Annotated in this window: 25 protein-coding genes and 1 riboswitch; of the genes, 11 read left to right on the forward strand and 14 right to left on the reverse strand. The window is 64.0% G+C overall.

All coding sequences use genetic code 11. The annotated features are described in order from the left end of the window. Positions 1 to 47: 47 nt before the first annotated feature. The 7 genes from ACQ754_RS14940 to ACQ754_RS14970 all read right to left on the reverse strand — a co-directional run bounded on the left by ACQ754_RS14940 (position 48) and on the right by ACQ754_RS14970 (position 7739). Entirely contained in the window at positions 48 to 3854 is a 3807-nt protein-coding gene (locus ACQ754_RS14940) for an EAL domain-containing protein (RefSeq protein WP_440997842.1), read from the reverse strand. Then, positions 3851 to 4117 (reverse strand): FitA-like ribbon-helix-helix domain-containing protein, encoded by a 267-nt coding sequence (locus ACQ754_RS14945; RefSeq protein WP_440997884.1) that lies wholly within the window; start codon positions 4115 to 4117, stop codon positions 3851 to 3853. The genes ACQ754_RS14940 and ACQ754_RS14945 overlap by 4 nt, the downstream gene beginning before the upstream one ends. Before the next feature lie 271 nt (positions 4118 to 4388). Beyond that, on the reverse strand, positions 4389 to 4727 hold the full coding sequence (locus tag ACQ754_RS14950; protein WP_440997843.1) for a SaoD/DsrE family protein: 339 nt from the start codon (positions 4725 to 4727) through the stop codon (positions 4389 to 4391). After that, a complete protein-coding gene (locus ACQ754_RS14955) occupies positions 4724 to 5092 on the reverse strand; it encodes an iron-sulfur cluster assembly scaffold protein (protein ID WP_440997844.1) in 369 nt (122 codons plus the stop codon). Before ACQ754_RS14955 ends, ACQ754_RS14950 begins: the two co-directional genes overlap by 4 nt. A gap of 38 nt (positions 5093 to 5130) precedes the next feature. After that, entirely contained in the window at positions 5131 to 5871 is a 741-nt protein-coding gene (locus tag ACQ754_RS14960; protein WP_440997845.1) for an ABC transporter permease, read from the reverse strand. Positions 5872 to 5888: 17 nt separating this feature from the next. Next, complete coding sequence (locus tag ACQ754_RS14965; RefSeq protein WP_440997846.1) at positions 5889 to 6668, reverse strand: ABC transporter ATP-binding protein; 780 nt, start codon at positions 6666 to 6668, stop codon at positions 5889 to 5891. A 3-nt stretch (positions 6669 to 6671) separates the two neighbouring features. After that, positions 6672 to 7739: an ABC transporter substrate-binding protein gene (locus ACQ754_RS14970; RefSeq protein WP_440997847.1), complete on the reverse strand. Its 1068-nt coding sequence runs from the start codon at positions 7737 to 7739 to the stop codon at positions 6672 to 6674. 214 nt (positions 7740 to 7953) lie between these two features. On the opposite strand from ACQ754_RS14970, the gene ACQ754_RS14975 reads away from it, so the two are divergent. Continuing rightward, positions 7954 to 8940, forward strand: coding sequence for a calcium/sodium antiporter (locus tag ACQ754_RS14975; RefSeq protein ID WP_440997848.1), 987 nt, complete (start codon positions 7954 to 7956; stop codon positions 8938 to 8940). A 69-nt stretch (positions 8941 to 9009) separates the two neighbouring features. Next, positions 9010 to 9882 carry a mechanosensitive ion channel family protein gene (locus tag ACQ754_RS14980; RefSeq protein ID WP_440997849.1) on the forward strand — a complete coding sequence of 291 codons (873 nt, stop codon included), beginning with the start codon at positions 9010 to 9012 and terminating at the stop codon, positions 9880 to 9882. Positions 9883 to 10353: 471 nt separating this feature from the next. Here the strand turns inward: ACQ754_RS14980 and ACQ754_RS14985 are convergent, their stop codons facing one another. Together ACQ754_RS14985 and ACQ754_RS14990 are read right to left on the reverse strand one after the other, a co-directional pair. Then, positions 10354 to 10773 (reverse strand): type II toxin-antitoxin system VapC family toxin, encoded by a 420-nt coding sequence (locus tag ACQ754_RS14985; protein ID WP_440997850.1) that lies wholly within the window; start codon positions 10771 to 10773, stop codon positions 10354 to 10356. Next, positions 10770 to 11018, reverse strand: coding sequence for a FitA-like ribbon-helix-helix domain-containing protein (locus ACQ754_RS14990; RefSeq protein ID WP_440997851.1), 249 nt, complete (start codon positions 11016 to 11018; stop codon positions 10770 to 10772). Before ACQ754_RS14990 ends, ACQ754_RS14985 begins: the two co-directional genes overlap by 4 nt. Positions 11019 to 11286: 268 nt before the next feature. Here ACQ754_RS14990 and ACQ754_RS14995 point away from each other — a divergent pair, with 268 nt between their 5' ends. Beyond that, the gene (locus tag ACQ754_RS14995; RefSeq protein WP_440997852.1) at positions 11287 to 11823 is read left to right on the forward strand and encodes a hypothetical protein; all 537 of its coding nucleotides are present in this window, start codon (positions 11287 to 11289) and stop codon (positions 11821 to 11823) included. Here ACQ754_RS14995 and ACQ754_RS15000 read toward each other — a convergent pair. Continuing rightward, complete coding sequence (locus ACQ754_RS15000) at positions 11820 to 12008, reverse strand: diguanylate cyclase domain-containing protein (protein ID WP_440997853.1); 189 nt, start codon at positions 12006 to 12008, stop codon at positions 11820 to 11822. The two genes, ACQ754_RS14995 and ACQ754_RS15000, sit on opposite strands and share 4 nt — an antisense overlap. Positions 12009 to 12240: 232 nt before the next feature. Here ACQ754_RS15000 and ACQ754_RS15005 point away from each other — a divergent pair, with 232 nt between their 5' ends. From ACQ754_RS15005 to ACQ754_RS15040, 8 genes are all read left to right on the forward strand, one after another. After that, positions 12241 to 13074, forward strand: coding sequence for a type IV toxin-antitoxin system AbiEi family antitoxin domain-containing protein (locus tag ACQ754_RS15005; RefSeq protein WP_440997854.1), 834 nt, complete (start codon positions 12241 to 12243; stop codon positions 13072 to 13074). After that, positions 13061 to 13990 (forward strand): nucleotidyl transferase AbiEii/AbiGii toxin family protein, encoded by a 930-nt coding sequence (locus ACQ754_RS15010; protein ID WP_440997855.1) that lies wholly within the window; start codon positions 13061 to 13063, stop codon positions 13988 to 13990. Before ACQ754_RS15005 ends, ACQ754_RS15010 begins: the two co-directional genes overlap by 14 nt. A 954-nt stretch (positions 13991 to 14944) precedes the next feature. Continuing rightward, complete coding sequence (locus ACQ754_RS15015; RefSeq protein WP_440997856.1) at positions 14945 to 16024, forward strand: ADP-ribosylglycohydrolase family protein; 1080 nt, start codon at positions 14945 to 14947, stop codon at positions 16022 to 16024. Between the two features lie 192 nt (positions 16025 to 16216). Then, positions 16217 to 16435, forward strand: a complete 219-nt coding sequence (locus ACQ754_RS15020; protein WP_440997857.1) for an SHOCT domain-containing protein — start codon at positions 16217 to 16219, stop codon at positions 16433 to 16435. A gap of 58 nt (positions 16436 to 16493) precedes the next feature. Beyond that, positions 16494 to 16715, forward strand: a complete 222-nt coding sequence (locus ACQ754_RS15025) for a hypothetical protein (protein WP_440997858.1) — start codon at positions 16494 to 16496, stop codon at positions 16713 to 16715. After that, complete coding sequence (locus ACQ754_RS15030; protein WP_440997859.1) at positions 16693 to 17352, forward strand: CorA family divalent cation transporter; 660 nt, start codon at positions 16693 to 16695, stop codon at positions 17350 to 17352. The genes ACQ754_RS15025 and ACQ754_RS15030 overlap by 23 nt, the downstream gene beginning before the upstream one ends. Before the next feature lie 160 nt (positions 17353 to 17512). Beyond that, positions 17513 to 17613: riboswitch (TPP riboswitch) on the forward strand. A 101-nt stretch (positions 17614 to 17714) separates the two neighbouring features. Continuing rightward, entirely contained in the window at positions 17715 to 17948 is a 234-nt protein-coding gene (gene thiS / locus ACQ754_RS15035) for a sulfur carrier protein ThiS (protein ID WP_440997860.1), read from the forward strand. A gap of 43 nt (positions 17949 to 17991) precedes the next feature. Continuing rightward, complete coding sequence (locus ACQ754_RS15040) at positions 17992 to 18780, forward strand: thiazole synthase (RefSeq protein WP_440997861.1); 789 nt, start codon at positions 17992 to 17994, stop codon at positions 18778 to 18780. A gap of 97 nt (positions 18781 to 18877) precedes the next feature. Here the strand turns inward: ACQ754_RS15040 and ACQ754_RS15045 are convergent, their stop codons facing one another. From ACQ754_RS15045 to ACQ754_RS15060, 4 genes are all read right to left on the reverse strand, one after another. Continuing rightward, the gene (locus ACQ754_RS15045; protein ID WP_440997862.1) at positions 18878 to 19666 is read right to left on the reverse strand and encodes an IclR family transcriptional regulator; all 789 of its coding nucleotides are present in this window, start codon (positions 19664 to 19666) and stop codon (positions 18878 to 18880) included. A 167-nt stretch (positions 19667 to 19833) separates the two neighbouring features. Next, the gene (locus ACQ754_RS15050; protein ID WP_440997863.1) at positions 19834 to 20946 is read right to left on the reverse strand and encodes a TRAP transporter substrate-binding protein; all 1113 of its coding nucleotides are present in this window, start codon (positions 20944 to 20946) and stop codon (positions 19834 to 19836) included. 110 nt (positions 20947 to 21056) lie between these two features. Beyond that, the gene (locus ACQ754_RS15055) at positions 21057 to 22373 is read right to left on the reverse strand and encodes a TRAP transporter large permease (protein ID WP_440997864.1); all 1317 of its coding nucleotides are present in this window, start codon (positions 22371 to 22373) and stop codon (positions 21057 to 21059) included. Further along, positions 22373 to 22921 (reverse strand): TRAP transporter small permease subunit, encoded by a 549-nt coding sequence (locus ACQ754_RS15060; protein WP_440997865.1) that lies wholly within the window; start codon positions 22919 to 22921, stop codon positions 22373 to 22375. The genes ACQ754_RS15055 and ACQ754_RS15060 overlap by 1 nt, the downstream gene beginning before the upstream one ends. Between the last annotated feature and the right edge of the window lie 51 nt (positions 22922 to 22972).

The following is a 22972-nucleotide window of genomic DNA, read 5'->3' on the forward strand; positions in this document are numbered from 1 at the left end:
AAACCGGCAATTTCAGAAGGCCGCGAAATGCCGTAACCTACCCCACATCAGTGGGTTGCGAGTTTTTCAGCGCCGACGAGATAGTCCAATTGGGCCTGCGTTTCAATACCTTCGGCAAGCACATTCAAACCGAGACTATTGCCCATGTGGATGATCGCGATGGCAATAGCCCCGCTTTCCCGATCTTCGGGGAGCCCACGGATGAAGGACTGATCGATTTTCAAGCGGTGGAGGGGTAACTGCTTCAGGTAGCTCAGGCTCGAATAGCCGGTGCCGAAATCATCCAGCGCGATTTTTACGCCTAACTCGTTGAGCTCGCGCAGCTTCTGCTGCACCTCCTCCAGGTTGTACATGAACAAGCTCTCCGTGACCTCGAGCTCCAGGCCACCGGCCCGCAGACCGCTTCGCGACAAGGCCTCGACGACCCGATCGACAAAATCAGGCTGCTGAAATTGCCGCACTGACACATTCACCGCCACAGTCCCAGTGAACCATCCTGTCCCGAGCCATTCAGCGTGTTGTGTGCAGGCGGCCTCCAGTACCCAGGTACCGATTGGCACAATGAGGCCAGATTCCTCAGCGATCGGGATGAACTGCCCGGGCGGAATCAGCCCCCGCGTCGGGTGACGCCAACGAAGCAACGCCTCGACACCAACGATCGTCCCCGTTGCGAGGTCGAATTGCGGCTGATACACGAGGAAGAGTTCATCGCGTTGGACGGCATGGCGTAGATTGCCTTCGAGCTCCATGCGCTCGTGCGCCCTTGCATTCATCTCGTCCGAATAAAACTGATAATGATTGCGACCCTGCTCCTTCGCGACGTACATGGCCGCATCAGCGTTGCTGAGTAGCGCCGTCGCATCGCGGCCGTTGTCCGGAAAACAGGCGATGCCGATGCTGGCGCCCACAACGATCTCTGTGGCATCGATTGTCAGTGGAGAGCTCACCGCCTCCAGCAATTTCTCGGCGACACGTGCCGCATCCTGCGCTTCGCCAAGCTCCGGAAGGACAACGAGAAACTCGTCGCCGCCCTGACGGCTGACCATATCCGTGGCACGTACGCAATGCGTAAACCTCGTGGCCACGTCCCGCAGCACCTCATCGCCGATTCCATGCCCGAAGACATCGTTGACGTTCTTGAAGCGATCGAGATCGATGAACAATACGGCAAGCGGATTGCCCGAACGCTCCGCTTGAGCAAGAGCGACGACTAACCGATCGGTGAACAGGGAACGGTTTGGTAGACCGGTCAAGGCATCATGCTGGGCGATATAGTTGAGCTTCTCATCGGTGTTTTTTCGCTCGATCGCGGCACTCAGCGTATTGGCAAGGCCCTGTAGGAACCCGGCATCATCGGTGGAGAACTGACGTGATTCGCGGGCATAGGCACCTAAAACACCGAACGGCCGTTCAACGCTGCCGATGAGCACATCGATGCCGCTGACGATTTGATGCGTGGTCAACAGCTCCGATGGGGTAAATCGGGGCTCACTGCGGAAATCGTCCACGATCACGGGCTCTTCGGATTCAACGGCGTAGTCAAGCTGGGAGCCCGCCGATCGACTATGAACCTTCCGGCCCACGCAGCCCGCTTGCCAGCCAACCCCCGCTTCGAGAATAAACGCAGTGCTGCTCCGGTCCAGGAGGATGACTTTGCTGTATTGCACACCAAGGCCATCGCTTATGGCCGTTGCCGCCTCGGTGAAAACGTGATCGAGATCGCCCATGGAGAGCGCGAGGCGACCGATCCTCGCGACCAAGACTTGCTGATGCGCCCGGGAGCGCAGGGCCTGTTCGGCGCGCTTGCGTGCGGTTACATCCTGGACGGTGCCGGAGACCCCGACCACATTGCCTGCATCATCCTTCTTGGGCACGACGACCGCATGGATGTGCACGGTCTCGCCTCCCGGTCGTTGGGTTCGAAGCTCACATTCCTGCGTCTTCCCGGTCGCGATCAGGGTGTCGACCGTTTCCTTCAGTAGTGCGCTGCTCGCGGCATCGTACTGGGCGACATGTTCCTCGAAGTCACGGGGAGCTCCGAGCGCGCCGTCGCGCCCGAGAATCTCGAAAACCTGCGGTGACCAGTGAATGGTGCCGGAAGCGATAACGTACTCCCAGTCACCGATGTTTCCGATGTGTTGCGCTTCAGTAAGCCGTTCCTCGGTGCGCTTGAGGTCATCGATGTCGGTACAGGTACCGAACCACTTGACGATGTTGCCCGCCTCATCACGCAACGGCAGGGCCCGTCCGAGCATCCAGCGATAGACGCCATCCCAGCGGCGTAGCCGGTATTCGATCTCGTAGGGCTCACCGGTACGGGTCGCCTGCAGCCAGCGCTGCGCCGCGCGCTCACGATCTTCCGGGTGAAACGGCGGGTTCCAGCCGTGGCCCAGGCTCTCTTCCAGTGTCAGGCCGGTGTAGTCGAGCCAGTGCTGATTGAACTGGATGTGCCAGCCATCGGGGCGGGTGACCCACACGATTTGAGGCATTGTCTCGATGAGCGTCCGGAACTCGGCTTCCCGGCTGAGCAGTTCTTCCTCCGCGCGTTTGCGTTCGGTCACGTCGTGGGCGAGCACCAGCTCCGCGCTTCGGCCTTCGAAGGTCAGGACATGGGAGGTGATTTCCACATCCAGTACACGACCATCCCGCGTGTAGTGCCGCCAAATACCGGCATGGTCCAGTGGTTGCGGAAGGCTCTCGATGTTCTCAAGGAGTTTCGCCACGTCCTCAGACGGGCGAATATCCTTGATCGTCATCCGCAGGAACTCGTCCCGGCTATAGCCGTATTTCGCGATGGCGGCGTCGTTGACCGCAAGGAACGCGAGCGTCTCCACGTCGTAGACCCACATAGGGTGCGGGTTGACTTCAAATAGTTCGCGGTAACGCGTTTCGCTTTCCTGCAGCGCTGCCAGGTTGTCGTCGAGCACCCCCAGGGCATCCGTGATCTCCGCGATATTCGTGGTGGGCCGGCTCTCGGGGGTCAGCGTCAGTGCGGCGACCTCGCGCCCGATGCGTCGGCCCCCATGGCTGCCGGCAACCACGCTCGCCAACGTCGCCAAAGCAATGAGAACAGCGAACGCCACGCCCGTAGTGAACGTGGGTGCCGAAAAAGCCTGGCTCGGGACGTGCAACGTGACGGTCCACGGCGATTGCTCCGAATCGACAGGGAAACGTTTAACCGCCTCGTTCTGATGCTCGGTGTCGAGATGCTCCGGAATACGCCGGGCGATGGCGCTGCCCTGGCTATCAACCAGCGTCAACCCCCAACCATCGGGAATGGCCATGCGATCGAGGTTCCGTTGCAATTGCGTCGTTTCGACGGGGCTGAGCATCAGGTGGGTAACCTCGCCTTCGCGCAATCCGGGCACAACAATAGCGACGAGGTATCGATCGGCGATCGGGCCCATGAAACGATCCCCCACCGCAGGCCGTCCCGTGGCAACCGCTTCCGGCGCAGCGGCATGGCCCTCGGGACGCGGCAAGGGTGGCAAGGTCTCGCCGAAGGGCACACGGGTGTTGAACCGCATCATCCTGCGGCCGTCCACGTCCGCGAAGACGACATGGCTGTCGAAGCTCTCGCGGAATCCTTGTGCTTCGGCGTAAAGCTCGCGCCACCGGTTCGGGTCATCGGCCAATGGCGAGGCTGCCAGCACCTTTAGAGCGCGGATACGGGCGTCCAGGTAATTGTCGACACGGCCGGTGGCATTCTGTGCAAGGTTCTTTGCCTCTTGGCGCATCTGGCTTCGCTGATCGTCGACAGTGTCGTACGCAAACCAGGCGGCCAATCCGACCAGCGGCAGAATGCTGAGCCAAACCAGTCGGGTGATAAAACTGCGCAGTGGCCGTGAGGTCATTCGATATATCGCGGCTGGATCGCCATATCGCCGCGGGCGGCGTCGTAGGGCAGACATGCGGGCCTTATCGGTGGCCTTGGCAGGCGGTCTCGATGGCCGAGTCGAGTTAGCGCATACCCCTCGAAAATCGCACGGCCCTCCGCGTCGGCACTGCGGTTGTGCCGCTTCGCCCTTGCCTTCAGGGCATTATGCCCTGCCTCGGGGAGATTTCTGAAGGTTATCGTACCCCCGTATAGCCCCCGTGGTGTCTCCAAGTTACGCATCCTGAGGTCGTAAGGAAACAATCGGCCTCGAGGGTCATCGTCCCATCCGTTACCAGCGAAAGCCTCCCACCCTCGAGATCCGCCGCCTTGACGAAATCGGGACGATGTCGGGCGAGTGGAATCACCGGTGTCTCCGGGCCCCGTTCGGCGGACGTCAGGATGCCGGTAATCCCCTCGATCACCGGTGAGCAGGTGGCCTCATGGGACGTATGATCCAACGGGGCGCGTGCAACCACGCTACGCGTACAGCAGGTTCGGCGGCAGCCCCTGCTCAGAGGGTGATCACCTGGTCCGGCGGATTGCCCGACAGGGCGGAGTACAGGTCCGGGAAGCAGCCGATGGGGACGCCGGGCATCAGGCGGTCGGCGATCTCGCGCTCGTAGCAGCACTGGTCGCAGCCCATCAGCAGTATCCCTTGGTCCTCGGCGACCTTGCGCAACCGCTCGCCAATCGGATCGCCGTCGACGAGGACATAGTTGTTGTCCTCGAAGAAGAACATACCCACGACCTCGACCCCATGAGTGCCCTCCTCCAGCTGGGGAAGGATCATCTTGGCGAGCACATAGGAGACGTTGTGACGCTGGGTGGCAAAGATATAGGCAACCTTCACTGCAAACCCTCCTCGCTCGTTTGCGCTCTGTGCATGGCCGCCCGGTAGGCGGCCACCGCGATGGCGGCACGGTCCTGCAGGGCCGGCGGCACCCCCTGGACCCGCGTCATGAGCTCGCCGGCATCGGAGACGACCCCCTCACCGACAGGCTGCCCGATAGCGGTATCCACCAAGGCCTGGCAGTACGCGATCAGGGTGACGCAGGCGCTGCACTCGAAGCGCAAATCCCGGATACGCCCGCCCTCGATACCCGCGCTGAAACGCGCCTGCAGCCCGGAGGCGGCGCACACCGAGTCGCCAGTCAGCGCCAGCGCGGGCCGTCGGCGGGTCCGCAGCCCCCGCTCCAGGCAGTCGTGGGCCGACACCTTGGTCGGCGTCGCCCGGTTCGAAGGGCAGCATCCGATCAACGATATTTCCAGCGCAGCAGGTGACGCTCGAGCATCCCGGCCAGGGTGAACAGCACCATCACGAACACCAGCACCAGGAAGATCAGGCCGAAGGTGAGCGTCGCGTTGTAGGTACTCTGGGCGAAGGCCAGCAGATACCCCAGCCCGCGGCTCGAGGCCACGAACTCACCGACCACCGCACCGGTGAAGGCAAAGCCGACAGCGACCTTGAGGTTGCCCATGACCCATGCCACCACCGAGGGGACATAGACCTCGCGCAACAGCACCCACGGTCCGCCGCCGAGGGTCCGCACCCGTTCGACGAGCCGGGTGTCCACGTCACGGATGCCGTTGTAGACCGAGAAAAAGGTCAGCACGACGACGAGGATGAACGACAGCGCCACCTTGGAGGCGAGGCCCACGCCGAGCCAGATGATGAACAGCGGCGCGAGGATTACCCGGGGGATGGCGTTCAGCATCGCCATCACCGGCTCCAGTAGCTCGGCCACCGGACGCACCAGCGCCGCGACAAACCCCAGCAATGCCCCACCGAGCAGACCCAGGGCGAGCCCCATCAGGGCCGCGCCGAAGGTGGCCTCCAGGTGACTGTAGATATCGCCTTCGGCGAACAGCCCGCCGATGGCTGCGGCGATGGCCGTCGGTGGCGGGGCGTAGAAGGGATCGATCCAGCCCAAGCGGCTGACCATCTCCCACAGCCCGGCGATCAGCAGCAGTGCCGCCGCGCGGCGCAAGTACAACCCGTATCCTTTCCCACTCACTGATTCACCACCCGCAGTTCCGGTCGCTCGCGAACCTCCGGTGCCCGGACCTCGTCGGACAGGGCATTCCAGAGCTGGGCGGCGATGGCGGAGAAACCCGGCTGCTCCTTGACCCGCAGCAGGTCGCGGGGTCGCGGCAGATCCACCTCGTAGCGCCCCTTGACGTGCGCTCGCGGACCGTTGCCGAGGAGCACCACCCGATCGGAGAGCGCGACGGCCTCCTCCAGGTCATGGGTGACCAGCAGCACCGTGAGGTCCTCGCCCTCCACCCAACCCAACAGGTCCTCGGTGAGATAGTGGCGAACAATCGCGTCCAGGGAGGCGAACGGCTCGTCCATCAGCAGCAACTGCGGCCGGAGCGCGAGCACCTGGGCAATGGCCACGCGCTTGCGCTGGCCGCCGGAGAGCTCGCGCGGGTAGCGATCCTCCAACCCATCGAGCCCAACGGAGGCCAGCCATTGATCCGCCTTCGCCCGGGCCTTGGCCTTCGCGGTGCCCTGATTGCGAAGGCCAAGGGCCACGTTGTCCCTGGCCGTGCGCCAGGGCAGCAGCGCGTCGTCCTGAAACAGAAAGCCGATCTCGCGGCGATCCACGCCGAGCTCCACCCGACCCGCCGAGGCTCGCTGCAGCCCCATCACCGCGCGCAGCAACGTGCTCTTGCCGCTGCCCGAGGGTCCGATCAGGCTGACGAACTCCCCGCCGGCGACGTGTAGGTCGACGCCCTCGACCACCGGCTCGCCGCCGTAGCTCATCTGCAGGTTCGCGAGTGTCAGCATGACTCAGCCGACCACCTCCGGCGCGACGATCCGCTCGAGCTCCACGTCGCCGCCCCGCCCGCCGGCGGCCGCATGCACGTCGATGACCCGCTGCATGGCCTCCAGGTCCATGCTCACCTCGCGGGGATAGAGCGAGGCACGGTATCGCTCCAGGGTCCCGGCGAGCCGCTCCCGGTCCCCGCCGGTGATGATCTCCCGCGGAAGCGCCTCCACCAAGGTCTCCGGGGCCGACTCCTGGACATAGCGCAGCCCCTTGGCAAGCGCCCGGGCGAGCGCCTGGATCTCGGCACGACGCTCCTCGAGCTCCTCACGGCGAACCGCTACCCCCATGAACTCGTAGGGGCCGCCGAGGTAGGTGCGGACGTCCTCGATGTCCATGCCGTTGACGAGTACCCGTGCACCGCGCTCCTGGAGCAGCGACAGCGCCGGCTCCTGCACCATGCCGGCATCGAGCTGGCCAAGACGGATGGCGTCGTAGAGATTGGTACCCACCGTGGCGAACTGCACGGAATCCGGATCGACGCCCGCGCGGTCGAGCAGGTACACGAGGAAGGCGTGATCGGCGTTGCCCAGGGCGGAGACACCTACGGTGCGGCCGGCGAGCTTCTCGACCGCGTCGATCTCGCCGGAGAGCTCGGGGCTGGTTGCCAGGGCGAACAGCGGCAGCCGGCCGGTGGAGGCCACCCGCACGATCTCCGCGCCGCTGGCGTAAGCATTGAGCGCCGCGTCGAAGGAGGTGGCGGCGTAGTCGACGGCGCCGCCGTTCAAGGCCTGCAATGCCGCACTGCCGCCACGGGTATAGACGAGCTCGACATCGAAGCCCTCCTCGGCGAAGAAGCCCGCGGCCCGGGTCGCCTCGTACGGGACGACACACAGGAGCTGGCTGCAGAATGCCAGCCGGATGCGTTTCTGCTGGCCCCAGACCGGGCCGGCGATGCTCCCCAGGGCCGCGAGGCCGGCAACGCCGGCGGCACCACGCAGCAGCTCCCGCCGACTGACGCCTCGGCTGACGTGGAGGACATCCACCTCCCCCTTACCCAAGGGGCTCAGGTCATTGCAGCAATTAGACATGCCGCCCTCCCATACTGATCCGACGGTATCGGTAATCGTTTACGATAAGGGCGGTGAACCAATATCCAAAAGAATAGTAAACGCTACCGTTATAGCGCTCGCGCATGTGCAGGGCACATAGAACGCCACGGCAGTACAGGTAGGCTATCCTCGCTGAGGCGCTACCTACGGCGGGATCGCATCCGCCGAAGTGCGCGAAAAGGACACGTCATCGATGAATATGACACTCATGCTCGTCGGGGGTTTGCTCCTGCTCATCCTCGGTGCGGAATTCCTGGTCCGCGGCGCGGTGCGGCTGGCGTCGCGTGCCGGGGTATCACCGCTTCTCATCGGGCTTACCGTGGTCGGTTTCGGCACCTCGATGCCGGAGCTGGTGACCAGCGTCCAGGGCGCCCTCTCGGGCTCACCGGGCGTCGCGGTCGGCAACATCGTTGGCTCCAACCTGTTCAACCTGCTCGTCATTCTGGGAATGGCGGCACTCATTCACCCCCTCGCCGTGCCATCCCGCGCGTTGCAACGGGACGGCATCCTGGTGATCGCGACGGCCGCGCTGTTCGTAGGCTTTGGGTACTTCCAGGCGCTCGACCGGGCGGTTGGGACGGTGCTGCTCGGGCTGCTGCTGGCGTATCTGGTATTCGCCTGGAGACAGGAGCGCAAAGGCGGCACGCCGGCCACCGAGCACACAGCGCCGCTGGAGAAGGCCGCGGCACTGGAAGGCGTGGACCGCGCCGTGGCGCCGTCACAGCCCCCGACCGCGGGCACTTCGTGGATCACCGCGTTGCTCATGACGGCAGGCGGGCTGATCGCCCTGGTCATCGGCGCCCGCTTGTTCGTCGGCGGATCCATCGCCCTCGCCCACACCCTCGGGATCAGTGAGACGGTCATCGGGCTGACCATCGTCGCCGCCGGCACCTCCATGCCCGAGCTCGCCACCTCGGCCATGGCCGCCTTTCGGCGCCAGTACGACGTCGCCATCGGCAACGTCCTCGGCTCGAACATCTACAACATACTGGGCATCGGCGGCGTGACGGCATGGGTCGCACCCACCACGGTGCCGGAGACGATCGCGGTATTCGATGGGCCCGTCATGTTGGGCGTCTCGATCGTCGTCGCGTTGTTTCTCTGGAGCGGACACCGGCTGACCCGGGTCGAGGGCGGGCTCCTGGTGTTGGCGTATGTGCTCTACTTGTGGGTGATCTAAGGCCAGGGCAGCGCCCTGGGCTAGGATGGGGAGGGATAGCTGACAGCCTTGGGAGGGTCAAGAGCGGACATGCCTTTCGAGAGCTTATGGCCGGTGCTGCTCGGCAATCGCGTGGTCGCCTCCGTCGCCCTGGTGATTGCCCTGCTCGCGCTGCGCTACGTCCTCGCGCGTGTCATCCGCGGCAAGGAGGAGATCCTCTCCGGCGACCGCCGGGCCTGGCTGGCACGGGTGCGCAACCTCGCGGTGATCGTCGCGGCGATCGGCCTGGTACTGATCTGGCTGCCGGCGCTACACACGTTTGCGCTGTCCATCACGGCGTTCGCGGTAGCGCTGGTCATCGCCACCAAGGAGCTCATCCTCTGCCTCTCGGGCACCGTCCTGCGCACCCTGAACCGGCCCTTCGAGATCGGCGACTGGGTGGAGATCGGGGCCCTGCGCGGCGAGGTGATGGATACCAGCATCCTGGCCACCACGCTGCAGGAGATCGGCGGGCCCGTCGGCCATTACGAATACTCGGGCAAGACCATCACGGTACCCAACAGCATTTTCCTGACCACCCCGGTGCAGAACCAGAACTTCTTCCGTAAGTGGGTGTTTCTGCATGTAGAAACCGTCCTGGAGCCGGACGTGGACATGCTCGGGGCGTTTGAGGACATCGAGACCGCAGTCGAGCGTCTGTTCGAGCCCCACGCGGAACTGGCCCAGCGCTACACGCAGGTGATCCGCAGGCGCAGCGGCGTGGAGATCGCCGAGCCGCAACCGCGGGTCAAGCTCACCACCACCGAAATCGGCAAGCAGCGCATGGTGGTCACGCTCTTTTGCCCCACACCTGAGGCCTTTCAGATGGAACGCGCCGTCAGTGCCGTGGTGCTCGGCGAGTATTGGCGCAGGCGCAGTGGCGTAGACGCGGCATCCGCGCGCACGCCGCAGGGGAAGCGCTGAGCTCGATCGCCAACCCGTGGTCAGGGACTGGGCCCACACTTCCGGGGCGGTTCAGCTTGCTTGAACAGGCCTGGCATTGTCGAGATCCAATCGAGCTGAACAACTAGCGAAAGCGCGGCCGCTCAGGGCGATCGCCCGGGCTCGCCGCCAGCTTTCAAGGCCGACGCCAGACTCACCGCTGTGGGGATCGGAATCGCCCCCGAAAATCGCGGTCAACGAGGGATCACGTTCACAGATAAGGGCATTGCCACCCAAGAGCTGAAGCCCACGAAATCCGCAATGCGCAGTCCCAACTGACAAAACGCGCGCATTCGAGTCTCGGCGGCCTTTTGGGCGATCATCGATATGTTGTCTGGATAAGACAACATCCATACACGGGGTTGATTCTCTGCTCGAATGCGATCCCGGCGCCGGCGTGACTGTACTTCTTGGGGGACGCTAGCGGCTGACCGGCGACCGGAGCAGCCTTACTCAAGCACTCCACGGATCGATCAGCTCCAGACCACAATCCGCGAAGTCGCGAATGTTTCGCGTAGCGAGGGCCGCGCCCCTCGAGCGCGCGGTCGCCGCGATCATGGCGTCGAACTGGCTGATGGGACGACCACGCATGCGGCGGGCAGCGGCAATGTCCGCGTAGCTATCGGCCGCATCGGCGTCGAAGCTCAACACCTGGCCCGCGAAGTCCTCGTCGAGAATCGCCTCCAACGCCTCCATGAGGCGGTGGCGGCGTTGCCCCTCCGGTAGCAGGCGCACACCATAGAAGAGCTCACCCCGCGTCACGGTCGTGGTAAACAGCGAACGCCGGGGTTGTCGCTCCAGCCAGTCGACGACCTGATGCTCGGGGACCGGGCGCAGGACTTCGGAAAGCACGTTGGTATCAAGAACGATCAACGCCCCAGATCCTGTGGCTCGCGGATGGGTTCGCGCGGCGGCGCCTCCAACTCCACGCCACCCACCGGTGCGATCCGGGAGCGGATCGCCTCAACCAGCGAGCCACATCCCCCGTCCTCGCGCGAGAGCGCCGAGCGCAATATGTCACGCGCCTCGTCTTCCATGGATCGTCCGTGCTCGGCGGCGCGCACACGCAGCCGAGCCTTCAGGCGATCATCAATGTTGCGAATCGTCATCGTCGCCATGGGGTCGTTGCTCCACTGGCCTGCAATGACTGCATATTAGTCAATGACGGCTTCGCCAACAATACGCCCTGGAGGGCCCTCCTTCTCCCCAGCAGGCGATGATCTAGGGGGCGATCGCGAGCACGTGTAGCCGCTCCTGCCCGCCTTCGGAAAATTGGTGACGTTGCAGCCCGAGACGGACAGCACGTGGCCATAAATTCTTACGGCGATCCGGAAGCACGTCTGCTCCCAGCACCGGTTTGTTGACGGCAACGGCCGCGTGGCACGGATGATGTCCCACGCCATTTTGCTGGATCAATTAGATACTGGAGCGATTTGGTCCGCCTCGCGAGGCCTGGCCCGTCATGAGCGGGAGTACAAGGAAAAGCTCATGGCCTGCGACAGGCAGCGGCGCAACGACCTTGACGGCCGGGGCAACCTCAGTGAAGAGGCCTTGGCGGATTTCGCGGAGTTTTTCCTGCGGGTCTGCCTGGATCAGGTCGAGTTCATGGAAGCGCTTGTGCAACCCGACCGTCTGCGCGCGCGCCTACTGTTGTGGGCCGAAGAGGAAATACGCCGCGACGCGCTGCCCCCTAGAGCCGACCAAATCTTGGAGGCCCTTCTCTACCGGGGCGAGTTGCCGCGCGGCGACGTCGCAGGACTGCTTGGTGTCAGCGACCGTCATGCGCGCCGCATCACCGCTTCTCTCATTGAGCATGGAATTGTGAGCTCACCGAGCACGCGAGCGCCGCTGCGGCTCGCCTTCCCGGCACACCTTGCATCCCGGTTGATGCCTGGACTATTTCCCGAGCGTGTTGGCCGCTAACGCGCTGCCGACTCGGGCGGTACAGCATCTGCATCGATACAACAGTTGCGCCCCGCTTGCTTGGCTGCATAAAGCGCCGAATCGGCCCGTTCAATCACCACGGCGGCCGTATCACCTCCGCGCCAGGCCGCCGTGCCGGCTGAGATCGTCGTATCGCCCTCGGGGCCAAGGGTCGCTGCCTCCACCGCCCTGCGTATGCCTATTCCGGTGAACGTGACCGCTGATTCCGCTGTTCGTGACCGATGCGCGGCGCGGTGTGCGCTAGGCCGTGTTCATTTAGCGTGATCGGTCACGATCGACCGGAATACGCAATACCTGGCGCGGTTTGCGAACTTCGTCTTACACGCAGTCTCGCTATACATCTACGCGATAACACAAACCGTTGCCCCGGTTTCAGCTTCGTGCTACTTGTATAGTATGGCTGTGCAAAAGGTGAATAAATTAAACTGGCTGGAACGCAAGCTCCCTGAGGGTCTGCTGGTTGATGCGGCCTGGCTGGAGCGGCACGGCTATTCCCGGTCGCTTCGCAGCCAGTACGTGGCTGCCGGATGGCTGCAGCAACCTACCCGCGGCGTCTTTCGCCGCCCGCGCGGCACGCTGGGCTGGGAGCAGGTCGTGATTTCACTGCAATCGTTGCTGCACCGTCGGGTATCGGTTGGCGGGCGGACGGCCCTGGAACTCCAGGGGTATGCCCACTATCTCCCGCATTCCCGCCAGAAAGTCCATCTCTACACTGATGAGAAGCTTCCGGGCTGGCTGTTCAAGCTTCCCCTGAACGAAGCTTTCGTCTCGCATAACCGCAGCCGGTTCCTCCCGCCGGTGAGCGCGCCCCGGCGATCGGATGATGACTTTCCCGCGGAGGACAAACAGCTCCGGCAACAGGGAATCCGCGTGCAGCCTTGGGGGCATTGGGAATGGCCGCTGCTGATCTCCACACCGGAACGCGCACTGCTTGAGTGCCTGGACGAACTTCCGCAGGAGGAGAGCTTTCACGACGTCGACGTCCTGGTCGAAGGGCTAGTCGATCTCAGCCCGCGCCGGATGCAGCGCCTGCTTGAACAGGCCCATAGCATCAAGGTCAAACGTCTGTTCTTTTTCTTCGCCGAACGTCATTCCCATCGCTGGCTCGCGCACATCGCGATGGACCGGATCGACCTTGGCAAGGGCAAGCGCATGCTGGTCAAGGGGGGCAAGCTCGATCCAAAGTATCAAATCACGGTCCCTGCGGAGCTGCTCGATGCCGTTCAGTGAAACGTACCGCCGTCAGGTCGAGCTGCTGATCAGAACCCTGCCGCTTGTCGCCGAAGAAGAGTGCTTTGCACTCAAGGGCGGGACGGCGATCAATCTGTTCATCCGCAATCTGCCCCGTCTTTCGGTCGATATCGATCTGACATATCTCCCGATCGCCGACAGGCAGAGCTCGCTCGCGGCTATTGACGCCGCGCTGCGGCGCATCGCGGCGCGGGTCCAAAATGCCAATCCGCGCATAACCGTGACCGAAAGCGCACCGCGCTCCCAGTCCGCGATTAACAAGCTCGTGCTCCGCACGCCGGGCCGGGTTCAGATCAAGATAGAGGTGACGCCGGTTCTGCGCGGCTGCGTCTATCCGTCACAGAATATGGTCGTTTCCGAAACGGTCGAAGACCAGTTCGGGTTCGCCGAAATCAGCGTCTTGTCCTTCCCCGATCTCTATGCCGGAAAAATCACCGCCGCGCTCGACCGGCAGCATCCGCGCGATCTTTTCGACGTATATCACCTGCTGCGCAACGAAGGGATTACGCAGGAGCTGCGCGCGGCCCTTATTGTCTACCTCATCAGCCACGATCATCCGCCGCATGCGCTGTTATCGAACGCATGCCGGGACATCACCCATGACTTTACCCATAACTTCCAGGGAATGGCCGATGAAGACGTGGCCTCTGAGGTGCTGACGGAAACACATCGAGAGCTTGTGCGCGATATCGTCGGGAATATGCCTGATCACCACCGGCGCTTCCTGCTCTCTTTCTACCGGCGCGCCCCGGACTGGTCGTTACTCGGCATCGAAGGCCTCGACCGGCTTCCGGCGGTCCGGTGGCGGGAGTTCAATCTCGACAAAGCCGGAAAGGACACGCAGGCGGACATCGTTCGAAAGCTCGAGCAGGTCCTCGGCGCTACGGACACGTAAGGACGCGCAGCAGACGCCCGTTTCTTGCAGCGGTGATCTCCGGCGTGTGGCCCGTGCCGCCGACTTCTTGTGGGCTACGCCCCACCGTAGCCTGAACCCTTCCGCCGTGTTCACCGGCGGCCTTCCGCGTGTTAATGGCCAGCGCGTCGCCTGCCGCGGCGATAGTTACCGTCACCGCCGATGGCGATGACTACATGATCACGCCGCTGTTCGTCAGCGTCCTTAGGGTTCGCTCGCCAAGCCCTGTGGACAACGTGTGGATAAATGTCATCTGGGTAGATCAGCACCACCCCCCGCAAACCCTTCCTGCACGGCGTGCTCGGACCCAGAGCGACAGACATTCGGCCATCGCGAGTGGTACTCATAGTAGTGTCCCAAACCGGGACACCCTGATCACAATCAGTGAGCCAGATATTTCCGCGTAACGTGCCACTAAATAGCGCTTTCGTACGCTATATGCCCCATATATTCTTGTTTTCTCGGAGGAATCGATATTCAAGAGAGGTGGGATACTAGAATGTCAAGGTGGTGCTCAACCAGCTGAGCTACGCGCCTGTCTCGATCGGTGAGGGATTCTACAGCGTTCGTAGCAGGTGTCAACGCCAGCCCTAAGTTATTGCTTTTACCGGCTTCGTATCGGTCGCTGCATTCAGCATGCTCATCATCCTGAACACCAGAACTGCCAACACCCCCGAGGCCGCCAGATCGCTTGAGCCCAAACTGAGCCCCCTGGGGCCTGCCTGGGTGGAACCTAGCTACTCGGCAGCGATGCCTTCCATTCCGATTCGCCCAACCCCCAAAAGAGGCAACCATGAGCGGGCAACTGACAAGCTGCCCTACCCGCTGCTGTCCCCTCCCTATCAGTTCGGTACTCCCTACCTCCGCGACAGCCGCTGTCGCACGACCTGGCATCCTGTAGACGTAATCGAATGGAGACGAAAGCGGGGCCAGGCCATGATCGTGGGTGAGACGTTTTCCGGGTGCCTCATCGGCGGCGCCATCGGTGATGCGCTGGGGGCGCCAGTGGAGTTCCTCAGTGCCGACCAGATCAACGCCCGTTACGGCAGGGAGGGGGTCCGTGACTTCGAGCCCGCCTACGGGCGGAGCGGCGCCATCACCGACGACACCCAGATGACGCTGTTCACCGCCGACGGCCTCCTGCGCTGGACCCTCGCCCGCTACCGCGGCGCTCAGGACGCTCGGCCCGCCGATTACGTGGCCCGCGCCTATGGCCGCTGGCTCGCCACCCAGAACGGCGGACGCATTCCGGCCTGGGCGGCCGATGAGCCACCCGGCTGGCTGTACAGCCAAGACGCGCTCCACAGCCGCCGTGCCCCCGGCAACACCTGCCTGTCCGCGCTCAGGCAAATGGCACAAGCGAGCGACCGCGCCGACAACGACAGCAAGGGCTGTGGTGGGGTGATGCGGGTCGCCCCAGTCGGGTTGCTGGCGGCCACCCACGGCCCCGATGCCGCGCCCTTCGCCTTCGAACTGGGCTGTGAGGTGGCCGCCATCACCCACGGCCACATCAGCGGCCAGCTCCCGGCGGGGGTGCTGGCGGCGATGATCACCCGGCTGGTCCACGGCGACGACATGCTCGAGGCCTGGCGCGTGGCCCGAGGACTGCTGGTGGCCGAGCCGGGCCATGAGGAGACGCTGAGCCTGCTGGACCGGGCGGTGCGACTCGCCCGCCGCAATCCGGACCGCCGCAAGGCCCTGGTCACCCTCGGCGAGGGCTGGGTCGCGGAGGAGGCGCTGGCGATCGCGCTGTACTGCGCGCTCTCCCGGGATGACTTCGAGGCGGCGGTAACCCTCGCGGTCAGCCACGGCGGCGACAGCGACTCCACCGGCGCCATCTGCGGCAACCTGCGCGGCGCCGAGCGCGGCCGCCGCGGCATCCCGGATCACTGGTGGGGTGCTGAAAACCTGGAGCTGTGGACGACGCTGCTGATCACCGCCGTCGAGCTGCGCCGGCTCACCGGGCTCGACGACAGCGCCTATCAGGAGATCGCCGAGCTCTTTCCCCTGGAGTGATGGTTCTGCAATGCTGCGGCTGACAGGGAGCGGGAGGAAACCGATATGAAAAGGCATCTCAAAGTCCCGGCCGCGGGATCCGTCGCTGCCGTCACGTTGGCCCCGAGTTGGGTGTGGGCACAACAAGGCGCGGATGCGTACGGGCCTCGTTACGGCCCCCACATGATGGATTGGGGTGGAGGTTGGTTCGGCATGATCCTTGGGCCGCTCATGATGATCCTGGTGCTGGTGATCGTGGTCGCCGCGGCCGCCTTGCTGGTGCGTTGGCTCGGCGGACCCTGGCATGGGCCACAGCCACCGCAGCAAGGACAGCCAGGGCGCACGCCGCTCGATATCCTCAAGGAGCGCTATGCCCGAGGCGAGATCGACACGGAAGAGTTCCAGGAACGCCGCCGCGTGCTGGAAGAGTGACACACCGCGAGCACCGCACACCGGCATAGTCCCAACGGTAACTAGGCTGTTTGATGCCATGTCCGAGCTGTCCACTCGCCCCTACGAGCTGCGTGACCGGCCACGCAGCGGCACCGCCCCCGGCACGCTGGTGGCCCCACCCGGATCCCATGCACCCGTGATCAACGTCATGGCTTATGACGACGACCATCTGCTCGAGCACTGGGAGATCACCCTCGAGCAGCTCGAGGGTGATCGGGGGACACAAACTGCTGTGGGTGGATGTACGCGGACTTGGTGATGCCGCCATTATCGAACGCCTCGGCAGCCTGTTCGATCTCCACCCGCTCGCCTTGGAGGACGTGCTCAATACCCACCAACGACAACGACCGAAGGCGGAGAACTACGGGACAAACACCTCCGTCATCACGCGCCTACCCCACTGGGGCAACGAGACCCTGGAGCTCGAGCAGATCAGCCTGTTCCTTAGCGACGGGCTGGTCGTCTCCGTCCAGGAACACGCCATCGACTGCTTTGACCCGGGGCGTGCACGCATCCGCAAGAATGCCGGCAAGCGGGGGTGCCTGCTGCGCGCCGACTACCTGGCCTATGCCCTGCTCGACGCGGTGGTGGACAGCTACTTTCCACTGCTGGAGCAGTACGCCGAACGTATCGAAGACGTGGAGCAGGCCGCGCTGACGCATCCTGATCAGACAGGCGTACTCGAGATCCAGCGCCTTAAGCGCGAGCTGCTGCAAACGCGACGCGCCATCTGGCCGCAACGCGAGGTCTTCCGCATTCTGCGCGAGGGCGACGAGCGCATTGCCGGCGACACGGGGCTGTTCCTGCGCGACTGCGAGGATCAGTCCTCCAGATCATGGACCTGCTCGAGGTCTACGTTCTTCCGCCGCCGGGGCTGGCTCGGACCACGACCGTGATAGAGAGGCTGCACCCGACCGACGATCCGCAGAACAATCAACGCCCCAGATCGTGTGGCTCGCGGATGGGTTCGCGCGGCGGCGCCTCCAGCTCCACGCCCTGTTGACAGCTCACCGGCAGCCCTCTAGCTTCTCAGCAGGATAAGCTGGAACGTACACGACGAGGCAGCGGGGGTGCCCGGCCATTGCAGGGCGGGCTGAGAGAGTCCCTTGGAACCTGAACCGGTTCATACCGGCGTAGGGAGCTGTGGCCTACCCTTCATCCCGCCTTCGGCGGCGGCCCCGCCAGCCTCAACGCTTGGACATCGTACGGTCTGCCACTGCAACGTGGCCACACCGTCCACCGCGGAGGTGCATTCGACGTGAACGCGCAGCCCCCCTATGAGGCGGATACGCTCACGGTGACGGTCAACGGCGAACCACATCGCGTCTCCGGTGGGATATCCGTCGCCACCTTACTCGAAACGCTTTCCTATCCACGGCGCAACATTGCTGTTGCGGTCAACCGGCAGGTCGTCCCGCGCTCGGAGCACGGCGCTTATAGACTCGCCGATGGCGACGCGGTGGACGTAGTGCAAGCCGTCGGGGGCGGCTGAACCGCACAACACCGCAGATGGCACACTGAGGGGCATTTCTGCGATGCAAGATGATAACGACCGGCTGTTCCTCGCCGGACAGCATTACGACTCGCGCCTCCTGGTTGGCACGGGTCGATACCGTAGCCTCGAGGAGGCGCGCTGCGCGATCCTGGCGAGTGGGGCCGAGATCGTCACGGTCGCCATTCGACGGTTGTCGGACGCTCCCGAGGGCAGTGGGTTGCTACCCATGCTGCGCGAGCTCGGCTGCAGCGTACTGCCCAACACGGCAGCGTGCTTCACCGTCGAGGACGCGGTCTATACCTGCCAGCTCGCCCGCGAGCTCCTCGACGGGGAATCCCTGTGCAAGCTCGAGGTCTTCGGTGATGAGAGCCTCCATCCGGATGTACGAGCGACCCTGGAGGCCGCAGAACGCCTGGTGGGCGACGGCTTCCAGGTGATGGCCTATACCACCGACGACCCGCTGATCGCCAAGGAGCTCGAGTCTATAGGCTGCGCCGCGGTAATGCCCTTGGGCGCCCCGATTGGATCGGGGTTGGGGATACGCAACACACTGAATATTCGTCGGATCGCCGAGACAGTGGACGTCCCCGTGCTCGTGGACGCAGGGGTCGGCACCGCCTCCGACGCCGCCGTGGCCATGGAACTCGGTTGCGATGCCGTACTGCTGAACACCGCGATCGCGCACGCCCGGGACCCGGCGCGGATGGCCGATGCCATGCGCCACGCCGTGATTGGCGGACGCCAGGCCTGGTTGGCCGGCCGCATGGCCCCACGGGACTACGGTGTCCCGTCGTCACCCATGCAGGGGGTAGCTGGCACGGATGCCTGACAGACCCTGCAACCGACCGGACACGCCCTATCAGCACGTGCCCGGTAAACCCGGAGACCGGGCGTAGCGGGGCCTAACGGATCAGGCACCCGCCCAACTAGGCGTCCGGCTCCTCCGCTACGTCGGTGTACAGCACGGTTTCCAGCTCCCGCGCTGCGGAACGCAAATCGGGAACGAATTCGCGCAGGGTGTCGAGGCTGCGACGAAAGACCGGTGCGTGGATCGAGACGGCGACGACGGGGGGACCCGAAGTCGGCATCACGGGCACGGCCACGGCCACCATCTCCGAGAGGAACTCCTGGTCGTCGGTTCCGACCCGCGTACGCCGGATCTCGGCCAGCGCTGCCTCCAGGCGATCCGCGTCGGTGATGGTCTGGGGGGTCATGGGCTCGAGCACCTTGCTCTTGATGATCCGATCACGGACACGCTTGGGTTGCAGGGCGAGCAGGAGCTTGCCGGTTGCGGTGCAGTGCAACGGCACATGCGAACCGACGTCGAAGCGGATGCGCAGCGGCCACTGGGTGTCGACCCGATCGATATAGGTCAGTTGTCCCCCATCGAGAAGGACGATATTGCAGGCCTCCCCCACCTTTTCGGCGAGCCCGCGCAACACCGCATGGCGGGCTGCGTGCCCCGGTTGGCTCTGCAGCACTTCCAATGCAAGGCGCTGCAGTGCCGGGCCCGTGGCATAGCGACGGGCATCGGCTTCACGGATGAGGTGGCCGGTACTCTCGAGCAGGGTCACCAAACGATGCACCGTCGGTTTGGGTAACCCGACGGCGTCGGTGAGCTCCGGTAGCGAAAGGGGACGCCCGGCACCGGTGATAGTGTGCAGCACCTTCAACAGGCGCTCACCGGTGGAGCCCGTCGATCTCGTACGGCCCATAGAGTGTCGGTTCCCAACTCTTGTCTGGCGCGAGGCATGGCGTTGAGTATCCGCCGCGACATCGCCCGCGCGCGCATCGAGTGAAAGGTCCCCCAAAGAAACGCGGAGGCGGGCCGGACTACCGGCCCGCCTCCGCGCGATGCGCTGCCGGACAGCACCTTGCCGCCCTATTCGCGGGCTGCCGCCGCCTCACGGACCAAGTTGTTGTAAAGCGTGAGGTTGCGCGAGTGATAAGGATACACCATCTCCGCGAAATCCGCTTGAGACTGATACACCCGAGCAAAGAACTCACTATCGTCCAGATAATCCTGGATGATGGTGTTCTGGGCCTCGATGAACGCCGTGTAGTATTCCTCCGGTGTATCGCGGACCTGGATGCCCTCCTCCTGGTACTGCTGAACGGCCTGCGAGTTCTCGCGGAGATTGACGTGCTGGGTCTTGGCCACGGAGGCGAGGACCGCGGTCTCCACGATGGCCTTCAGGTCGTCGGGCAGGCTCTCCCAGAAATCCTTGTTGAACTGGAGCTCGCCAACATCCGTCTGCTGGTGCAGGCCCTGCAGATAGTAGTAGTCCCAGATGTTGTTGAGACCGAGGGCGCGGTCATCGGCCGGCCCGATCCACTCCGCTGCATCGATGGTCCCCCGCTCCGCGGAGGGCACGATCTCGCCGCCCGGCATGGCTACGGCCGGCACACCCATCTCGTTGTAGGTCCGCCCGGCGATCCCCGGCGGGGCCCGGTACTTCAGCTGGCGGAACTGCTCCATGCTCTCAAATGGCTGCGAGAACCAACCCAGCGGATCCGGCCCCATGGGCTGCAGCAAAAACGGTACCGTGTCGTACCCCATCACCTCCTCGGTGAGCTCGGTATACAGTTCCTGGCCTTCGCCCTCGTAATACCAGGACATCAGGGTCTGCTGATCCATACCCGTGCTCGCCGGAACATTGGAAAACAGCACATAGGCGGCGTGCTTGCCGGACCAGTAGTGGGGCCAGGCATAGCCGGCCTCCACCACGCCGTCACTGACCGCGTCGAGGATCTCGAATGCCTGCACCTCGGCACCGTCCGGCAGGACACGGGCCTGCAGGCGGCCGCCGGACATCCGCTCCAGGCGATCCGCAAAGTCCTCCACCAGACCGAAGTAGATACTGGAGTTTGGCACCGCGGTCTGAATGCTGAATTCGTAGACCTCTTCCTGGGCCTGCGCGCTACCGGCACCCACCACTGCCAACGTGGCCGCGGCCAGCCCGGACAGGGCCATGCGATACATTTGCCTTTTCATGTCTCTCTCCTCCACTCGCTCAGGAGACTCCCTGAATACGTTCGAATACCGTCTGTGATTGTGGATCGCGCCTCCTCCTTTACTGCGGAAACACACGAATCCCCCGATGCTCAATCAAGCACCGACGGCAGCCAGAGAATGATCTGCGGGAATGCAGCAAGCAGCAGCACGACGACCAGCTGGAGTAGCACGAACTGACTCATGCCCACATAGATGTCGCCCATCCGCCACTGCGGCACCACGCCCTTGAGGAAGTACGCCGACAGCGCCATTGGCGGCGTCAGCCACGACGTCTGCAGCGTTACCGCCACGAGCACGCTGAACCAAAGCGGATCGAAGCCCAGCTCCGCCACCGTCGGCAGGAAGATCGGTACGATCACCAGCACGATGGGGATCCACTCCAGCGGCGAACCGAGCACGAAGACGATGCCGAGCATGATGAGCAGCATCGCACTGGGGGCGAGATTCATCGCGAGCAACCACTCGGTGAGCAGATCGGCAGAGCCAAGGCGCGAGAAGATCGCGCCAAAGAAGTTGGCCGCCCCAAGCAGGAACATGATCATCGCCGAGTTCTGGAGGGTGCTGTAGACGCAGGTGCGCACCTTCTTCCAGGTCATTCGACGGTAGGCAAGCGCGAGAATGAAGGCAGCCAGTGCGCCCGTGGCAGCGGCATCCGTCGGTGTCGCGATGCCGGCGATGATCGCGCCGAGGGTACAGGCAATGATCACCGTGACCGGGATCACCCCGAGCAACAGCTCCTTGAGCTTCTCGCTAAGGGTGGTCTCGGCAAGCTCGGCGGAGAGGACCGGCGGGCCCAGCTCCGGATTGAAGTAACTCCGCAGCAGCGTATAGGCAATGTAGGTTCCGGCGAGCAGCAGCCCGGGGACGATAGCCGCCGTGAACAGCTCGCTCACCGGGACACCCACCACCGGGCCCATCACGATAAGCATGATGCTCGGGGGGATGAGAATGCCCAGCGTCCCCCCCGCCCCGATGGCCCCCGCAGAGAGGCGGTCGCTATAGCCGTTTTTCTGCATGATCGGCGCGGCCATGACGCCAAGCACCGTCACGGAAGCGCCCACGATGCCGGTCGCGGCGGCGAACACCGTCGCCACCAGCAACACCACCAGGTAGAGCGAACCGCGCAGGCCACCGAGCAGCAGCCGCAGTGCCCGAAAGACCCGATCCATAAGGCCGGATTGCTCGAGCACGTAGCCCATGAACAGGAACAACGGCACCGCCGCCAACGTGGTGTTGCGCATCAGCGCGAAGAACTGCGCCTGCATCAGCTTGAAGACGCGGTCCTCCATGCCGATGAAGCCGAACACCAGGCCGATGAAGATGAAGGTGAAGGCCATCGGGTAGCCGGTGAGGATGCCGATGAACAGCACCGCGAGGGAGACAAGACCAAGGATGGGCTCGCTCATCAGCCGAACTCCCGGAAGCGGCGGTTCGTAACGACGGAATAGAAGCTCTTGAGCAGCTCCGAGACACCCTGGATGAGCAACAGGACGCCGGTGACCGGCATGACCGTCTTCAGCGGGTAGATCACCGGCATCCAGGGGCTGGTAATGATGCGCTCGCCACGCATCCACGACACCGCAGCGTAGTCATAGGTGGCGATGGTGAAGAACAGGATCGCGGGAAAGAACAGCACGATCGTGAATGTGCCGTCGATCAGTCCCTGCGCCCGGGGCGAGAGGACGTTGAACAAGAAATCCGCCCGCACGTGGGCATCACGGCCGAGGGTATAGGCCGCACCGAGCATGAACATCGCCCCGTAGAGCATGTACGTGATGTCGTAGGCCCACATGGTCGGCCGGTTGAACCCGTAGCGGGCGACCACCTCGTAGACCAACGCGCCGATAAGCGGAACGATGAGCCACGCTGCCGCTTTACCCACCCAGTAGCCTGGCAGATCGAGCCAAGCGACCACGGTACGCAGGCGCCGCTCCCCCCCTTCTGTCAGCCCCATGACGCCGCTCCGTTCGGGACGCCACCAAGGCCATGGACGGAAGACACGCGC

It is taken from the genome of Arhodomonas sp. SL1 (assembly GCF_052060015.1).
Classification (GTDB): Bacteria; Pseudomonadota; Gammaproteobacteria; order Nitrococcales; family Nitrococcaceae; genus Arhodomonas.

What these genes read in the sequence shown, in the direction of transcription:
- ACQ754_RS14975 (WP_440997848.1), top strand. Translation starts at nt 7,954, where the DNA reads ATGAATATGACACTCATGCTCGTCGGGGGTTTGCTCCTGCTCATCCTC.
- ACQ754_RS14990 (WP_440997851.1), bottom strand. Translation starts at nt 11,018, where the DNA reads ATGGCGACGATGACGATTCGCAACATTGATGATCGCCTGAAGGCTCGG.
- ACQ754_RS15060 (WP_440997865.1), bottom strand. Translation starts at nt 22,921, where the DNA reads ATGGGGCTGACAGAAGGGGGGGAGCGGCGCCTGCGTACCGTGGTCGCT.
- ACQ754_RS15010 (WP_440997855.1), top strand. Translation starts at nt 13,061, where the DNA reads ATGCCGTTCAGTGAAACGTACCGCCGTCAGGTCGAGCTGCTGATCAGA.
- ACQ754_RS15020 (WP_440997857.1), top strand. Translation starts at nt 16,217, where the DNA reads ATGATCCTTGGGCCGCTCATGATGATCCTGGTGCTGGTGATCGTGGTC.
- ACQ754_RS15005 (WP_440997854.1), top strand. Translation starts at nt 12,241, where the DNA reads ATGGCTGTGCAAAAGGTGAATAAATTAAACTGGCTGGAACGCAAGCTC.
- ACQ754_RS14945 (WP_440997884.1), bottom strand. Translation starts at nt 4,117, where the DNA reads ATGCGTAACTTGGAGACACCACGGGGGCTATACGGGGGTACGATAACC.
- ACQ754_RS14940 (WP_440997842.1), bottom strand. Translation starts at nt 3,854, where the DNA reads ATGACCTCACGGCCACTGCGCAGTTTTATCACCCGACTGGTTTGGCTC.
- ACQ754_RS15055 (WP_440997864.1), bottom strand. Translation starts at nt 22,373, where the DNA reads ATGAGCGAGCCCATCCTTGGTCTTGTCTCCCTCGCGGTGCTGTTCATC.
- ACQ754_RS15045 (WP_440997862.1), bottom strand. Translation starts at nt 19,666, where the DNA reads ATGGGCCGTACGAGATCGACGGGCTCCACCGGTGAGCGCCTGTTGAAG.
- ACQ754_RS15050 (WP_440997863.1), bottom strand. Translation starts at nt 20,946, where the DNA reads ATGAAAAGGCAAATGTATCGCATGGCCCTGTCCGGGCTGGCCGCGGCC.
- ACQ754_RS15040 (WP_440997861.1), top strand. Translation starts at nt 17,992, where the DNA reads ATGCAAGATGATAACGACCGGCTGTTCCTCGCCGGACAGCATTACGAC.
- ACQ754_RS14980 (WP_440997849.1), top strand. Translation starts at nt 9,010, where the DNA reads ATGCCTTTCGAGAGCTTATGGCCGGTGCTGCTCGGCAATCGCGTGGTC.
- ACQ754_RS15025 (WP_440997858.1), top strand. Translation starts at nt 16,494, where the DNA reads ATGTCCGAGCTGTCCACTCGCCCCTACGAGCTGCGTGACCGGCCACGC.
- ACQ754_RS14965 (WP_440997846.1), bottom strand. Translation starts at nt 6,668, where the DNA reads ATGCTGACACTCGCGAACCTGCAGATGAGCTACGGCGGCGAGCCGGTG.
- ACQ754_RS15015 (WP_440997856.1), top strand. Translation starts at nt 14,945, where the DNA reads ATGATCGTGGGTGAGACGTTTTCCGGGTGCCTCATCGGCGGCGCCATC.
- ACQ754_RS14995 (WP_440997852.1), top strand. Translation starts at nt 11,287, where the DNA reads ATGATGTCCCACGCCATTTTGCTGGATCAATTAGATACTGGAGCGATT.
- ACQ754_RS14970 (WP_440997847.1), bottom strand. Translation starts at nt 7,739, where the DNA reads ATGTCTAATTGCTGCAATGACCTGAGCCCCTTGGGTAAGGGGGAGGTG.